This window comes from Pseudomonas tehranensis, assembly GCF_014268615.1.
Classification (GTDB): Bacteria; Pseudomonadota; Gammaproteobacteria; order Pseudomonadales; family Pseudomonadaceae; genus Aquipseudomonas; species Aquipseudomonas tehranensis.
The window spans coordinates 1-5,550 of the sequence record NZ_JABWQV010000292.1 but is presented as its reverse complement, the minus strand read 5'-3'; the positions used below and the strand labels follow the sequence as shown (position 1 = coordinate 5,550).

General features: G+C 61.6%; 6 protein-coding genes. All 6 read left to right on the top strand.

Features of this window, described 5'->3' with window-relative positions; translation table 11 throughout:
• Nucleotides 1-61 precede the first annotated feature (61 nt).
• Nucleotides 62-508, top strand: a complete 447-nt coding sequence (locus HU811_RS24295) for an NUDIX hydrolase (RefSeq protein WP_186658509.1) — start codon at nucleotides 62-64, stop codon at nucleotides 506-508.
• A 59-nt stretch (nucleotides 509-567) separates the two neighbouring features.
• Nucleotides 568-1,692 (top strand): tRNA 2-thiouridine(34) synthase MnmA, encoded by a 1,125-nt coding sequence (gene mnmA / locus HU811_RS24290; RefSeq protein WP_047227726.1) that lies wholly within the window; start codon nucleotides 568-570, stop codon nucleotides 1,690-1,692.
• Nucleotides 1,689-2,312: a high frequency lysogenization protein HflD gene (hflD, locus tag HU811_RS24285; RefSeq protein ID WP_047227727.1), complete on the top strand. Its 624-nt coding sequence runs from the start codon at nucleotides 1,689-1,691 to the stop codon at nucleotides 2,310-2,312. The genes mnmA and hflD overlap by 4 nt, the downstream gene beginning before the upstream one ends.
• A 168-nt stretch (nucleotides 2,313-2,480) precedes the next feature.
• Nucleotides 2,481-3,851 (top strand): adenylosuccinate lyase, encoded by a 1,371-nt coding sequence (gene purB / locus HU811_RS24280; protein ID WP_186658508.1) that lies wholly within the window; start codon nucleotides 2,481-2,483, stop codon nucleotides 3,849-3,851.
• An 83-nt stretch (nucleotides 3,852-3,934) separates the two neighbouring features.
• Nucleotides 3,935-5,101 (top strand): ribosomal protein uL16 3-hydroxylase, encoded by a 1,167-nt coding sequence (locus tag HU811_RS24275; protein WP_047227729.1) that lies wholly within the window; start codon nucleotides 3,935-3,937, stop codon nucleotides 5,099-5,101.
• Nucleotides 5,094-5,519, top strand: coding sequence for a GNAT family N-acetyltransferase (locus HU811_RS24270; RefSeq protein ID WP_072339633.1), 426 nt, complete (start codon nucleotides 5,094-5,096; stop codon nucleotides 5,517-5,519). Before HU811_RS24275 ends, HU811_RS24270 begins: the two co-directional genes overlap by 8 nt.
• Nucleotides 5,520-5,550: the final 31 nt, after the last annotated feature.

Genomic DNA, 5,550 nt, shown 5'->3' with positions numbered 1-5,550 from the left:
TATCGCGAGCAGGCTCGCTCCCACATTTGACCGCGCTCAACCTTTGAATCGGGAACACTTCATGGACTGGAAACCCCACATCACCGTCGCCACCATCGTCGAAGACAACGGCCGTTTCCTGATGGTAGAAGAATCCAAGGGCGGACGGGCGGTGCTCAACCAGCCTGCAGGCCACCTGGATCCGAACGAAACCCTGATCGAAGCCGCCGTGCGCGAAACCCTGGAAGAAACCGGCTGGGACGTCGAGCCCACCGCCGTGGTAGGCATTTATCTGTACACCGCCCCCAGCAACGGCATGACCTACCAACGCGTCTGTTTCGCCGCCAAGGCCTTGGAACACCACCCCGAGTATCAATTGGACGACGGGATCCTCGGCGCCAAGTGGCTGACCCGCAACGAGTTGCTCGAACAACGTGAACACTGGCGTAGCGAGCTGATCATCCGTTGCATCGACGATTATCTGGCCGGTCATCGCCACAGTCTGACGCTGATCCGTCCTTCTCTTTAGCCTTGCGCGTCCGGGCCTGATAGAATCGCGTCCTTTTTCAAGACACTCATTGAACTGCTATGCGTGATCCAGCCCCTTCTGACACCACCAACAAGCGCGTCATTGTCGGCATGTCCGGCGGCGTGGACTCTTCCGTTTCCGCCCTTCTGCTGATCGAGCAGGGTTATGAGGTGGAAGGCCTGTTCATGAAGAACTGGGAAGAAGACGACGGAACCGAATACTGCACCGCCATGGACGACCTGGCGGACGCCCAGGCCGTCTGCGACAGGATCGGCATCAAGCTGCACACCGCCAACTTCGCCGCCGAATACTGGGACAACGTGTTCGAGCACTTCCTGGCCGAATACAAGGCCGGTCGTACGCCGAACCCGGACATCCTCTGCAACCGCGAAATCAAGTTCAAGGCATTCCTCGACTACGCCATGATGCTCGGCGCCGACCTGATCGCCACCGGTCACTATGTGCGCCGCCGCGACATCGATGGCCGCACCGAGCTGCTCAAGGGCCTGGACCCGAACAAGGATCAGAGCTACTTCCTGCACGCCGTCGGCGGCGAGCAGATCGCCAAGACCCTGTTCCCGGTGGGCGAGCTGGAAAAGCCGCAAGTGCGCGCGATCGCCGAAAAACACGCCCTAGCCACCGCCAAGAAGAAAGACTCCACCGGCATCTGCTTTATTGGTGAAAGGCGTTTCAGCGATTTCCTCAAGCAGTATCTGCCGGCCCAGCCAGGCGAAATCAAAACCACCGAAGGCGAAGTCATCGGCCGCCACCATGGCCTGATGTACCACACCATCGGCCAGCGCCAGGGCCTGGGCATCGGCGGGCTCAAGGACGCCGGTGAAGAGCCGTGGTACGTGCTGGTCAAGGACCTGGAGCACAACGAGCTGATCGTCGGCCAGGGCAACGACCACCCATGGTTGTTCTCCCGCGCCCTGCTCGCCTCCGACATTTATTGGGTCAACCCGATCGACCTCAGCCAACCGCGCCGTCTGACGGCCAAGGTTCGCTACCGCCAGAGTGATCAACCTTGCATGCTGGAGAAAACCGCCACGGGCTATCGCGCAACATTCGATGACCCGCAACGAGCCGTCACACCCGGCCAGTCCGTAGTGTTCTACGATGGGGAAATCTGCCTGGGCGGCGGCGTGATCGAAGTCGCAGAGCCCTGGAGCAGCAAGGCATGAGCCCGACCCAGGAGCAACTGACGGCATTGGGCGGTGTATTTCTTGCCGCCGTACTGGTGGACCGGATCGCCAAGACCGGCCAAGCCACCGAAGCGGGCCTGAGCTGCATGCTCGGCAGCCTGCTGATTCGTGATCCCAAGGACACACTTGAAGTCTATGGCGGCGACGACCTGAACCTGCGCGAGGGTTATCGCGCACTGATCGGCGCCCTGGAGCGCGACCCCAGCACCCTGCAACGCGAGCCGCTGCGCTACGCCCTGTCGATGCTGGGCCTCGAACGTCAATTGGCCAAGCGCGACGACCTGCTGGACACCATCGGCAATCGCCTGCCGCAGATTCAGTCCCAGGTTGAACACTTCGGTCCCGCCCACGAAAACGTCATCGCCGCTTGCGGTGCGCTGTACCAGGACACCCTGAGCACCTTGCGCCAGCGTATCCAGGTACACGGCGACATGCGCAATCTGCAACAACCGAGCAATGCCTCGAAGATCCGCGCCCTGTTGCTGGCCGGAATTCGCTCGGCGCGGTTGTGGCGGCAGTTGGGTGGTCATCGCTGGCAACTGGTGATCAGCCGGCGCAAATTGCTGAAAGAGCTTTACCCGTTGATGCGCAACGAATAAGTCGCATCGACCCGTTTTTTTGTGGCGAGGGAGCTTGCTGCCTCGCCACAGGTATTAAACGCCTTATATCGTTACGCGTAATACGCCGGTCAGTTGGCGACGGACCGACGAATGTTTTCATGTATGATACGCGCCCCATTTCGTTGCCCGACTGTCCGAGAACACCCCATGCAGCTTTCTTCGCTCACTGCGGTTTCCCCTGTTGACGGCCGCTACGCCGGCAAAACCCAGGCCCTGCGCCCGATTTTCAGCGAGTACGGCCTGATCCGTGCCCGCGTCCTGGTTGAAGTGCGCTGGCTCCAGCGCCTTGCCGCTCACCCTGCCATCGGCGAAGTCCCGGCGTTTTCCGCGCAAGCCAACGCGGTGCTCAATGCCCTGGCTGAAAACTTTGTGCTGGAGCACGCCGAGCGCGTCAAAGAGATCGAGCGCACCACCAACCACGACGTCAAAGCCATCGAATACCTGCTCAAGGAGCAGGCGGCCAAGCTGCCGGAGCTGGCCAACGTCAGCGAATTCATCCACTTTGCCTGCACCAGCGAGGACATCAACAACCTGTCCCACGCCCTGATGCTGCGCGAAGGCCGTGATGACGTGATGCTGCCGCTGATGCGCCAGACCGCCCAGGCCATCCGCGAGCTGGCAATCCGCTTCGCCGACGTGCCGATGCTGTCGCGCACCCACGGTCAGCCGGCCTCGCCGACCACCCTGGGCAAAGAGCTGGCGAACGTGGTGTACCGTCTGGAGCGCCAGATCGCCCAGGTCGCCGCTGTGCCACTGCTGGGCAAGATCAACGGCGCCGTGGGCAACTACAACGCGCACCTGTCGGCCTACCCGGACATCGACTGGGAAGCCAACGCCCGCGCCTTCATCGAAGACGAGCTGGGCCTGAGCTTCAACCCGTACACCACCCAGATCGAGCCGCACGACTACATCGCCGAGCTGTTCGACGCGATCGCGCGCTTCAACACCATCCTGATCGACTTCGACCGTGACATCTGGGGCTACATCTCCCTGGGTTATTTCAAGCAGCGTACCATCGCTGGCGAAATCGGTTCCTCGACCATGCCGCACAAGGTCAACCCGATCGACTTCGAAAACTCCGAAGGCAACCTGGGCATCGCCAACGCGCTGTTCCAGCACCTGGCGAGCAAGCTGCCGATCTCCCGCTGGCAGCGCGACCTGACCGACTCCACCGTACTGCGCAACCTGGGCGTCGGTTTTGCCCACAGCGTCATTGCCTATGAAGCCAGCCTCAAGGGCATCAGCAAGCTGGAACTGAACGAGCAGAAGATCGCTGCCGACCTGGACGCCTGCTGGGAAGTCCTGGCCGAGCCGATCCAGACCGTGATGCGTCGCTACAACATCGAAAACCCGTATGAAAAGCTCAAAGAACTGACCCGTGGCAAGGGCATCAGCCCTGAAGCGTTGCAGACTTTCATTGATGGCCTGGACATGCCTGCCGAGGCCCGCGCCGAGCTGAAAAAGCTCACGCCGGCCAACTACATCGGCAACGCAGCGGCACAAGCCAAGCGCATCTGATCCACCGTTTTGCCCTGAGACGCCCGGCCGCGCCGGGCGTTTTTATTCGCGTCTGAAAAGTATATTTTTTCAATAGGTTACACATGAATCCTGATATTCCTCTGCAACTCTTGGGCGGCATCACGGCACGGGAGTTCCTGCGCGACTACTGGCAGAAAAAACCACTGCTGATCCGCCAGGCGATTCCAGACTTCCAAAGCCCGATCGATGCCGACGAACTGGCCGGCCTGGCCCTGGAAGAAGAAGTCGAATCGCGCCTGGTCATCGAGCACGGCGAACGTCCCTGGGAATTGCGTCGCGGCCCGTTTGCCGAAGACGAATTCAGCAAACTACCGGAGCGCGAGTGGACCCTGCTGGTGCAGGCGGTCGATCAGTTCGTACCCGAAGTCAGTGAACTGCTGGAAAACTTCCGCTTCCTGCCAAGCTGGCGCATCGACGATGTGATGATCAGCTTCGCCGCCCCGGGTGGCAGCGTCGGCCCGCATTTCGACAACTACGATGTGTTCCTGCTGCAGGGCCATGGCCAGCGCAACTGGAAAATCGGCCAAATGTGCGACTCCGAGAGCCCGCTGCTGCAACACGCCGACCTGCGCATCCTCGCCGACTTCGAGGCCACCGATGAGTGGACCCTGGAACCGGGCGACATGCTTTACCTGCCGCCACGCCTGGCCCACTGCGGCGTGGCCGTGGATGACTGCATGACCTACTCGGTAGGCTTCCGGGCGCCGAGCGCCGCCGAAGTGCTGACCCACTTCACCGACTTCCTCAGCCAGTTCCTGCCGGACGAAGAACGCTACACCGACGCCGATGCGCGCCCGGTGGCCGATCCGCACCAGATCCAGCACGACGCCCTCGATCGCCTCAAGGGCCTGCTGGCAGAGCACATGAGCGACGAGCGTCTGCTGCTGACCTGGTTCGGCCAGTTCATGACCGAGCCGCGCTATCCGGAACTGGTGGTAGGCCCGGAACTCGAAGAAGACGACCTGCTGGCCGGCCTGGAACAGGGCGCCGTGATCATCCGCAACCCAAGCGCCCGCCTGGCCTGGTCGGAAGTCGATGACGACCTGTTGTTGTTTGCCAGCGGCCAGAGCCGTTATCTGCCGGGCAAGCTGCGCGACCTGCTGAAAATGATCTGCGCCGCGGACGCCCTGCACAGCGAAAACCTCGGCCCGTGGCTGGCCGACGAAGACGGTCGCGGCCTGATCTGCGAGCTGGTCAAGCAAGGCAGCCTGGGGTTCGCTGATGAATAAAATTCACGTTCGTGTCGCAGACTGGCAAAAGGATAACGCCGAGATCCGGCGCATTCGTGAGACTGTGTTCATTGCCGAGCAATCCGTCCCGCCTGAACTGGAATGGGATGCCGATGACCAGAGCGCGGTGCATTTCCTGGCGTTTGAAGGCGACTTCCCCATCGGCACCGCTCGCCTGTTGACTGACGGCCATATCGGTCGCGTCTCGGTCCTCAAGGACTGGCGCGGCCTGAAGGTGGGTGACGCGCTGATGCACGCCGTGATCGCCGAAGCCGAGAAGCGTGGGCTCAAGCAACAGATGCTCAGCGCCCAGGTGCATGCCACGCCGTTCTACGAGCGACTGGGCTTTGCCGTGGTCAGCGAGGAGTTCCTGGAAGCCGGGATTCCTCATGTGGACATGGTGCGGCACTCGGCCTGAACCTTGTGGCGAGGGAGCTTGCTCCCGCTGG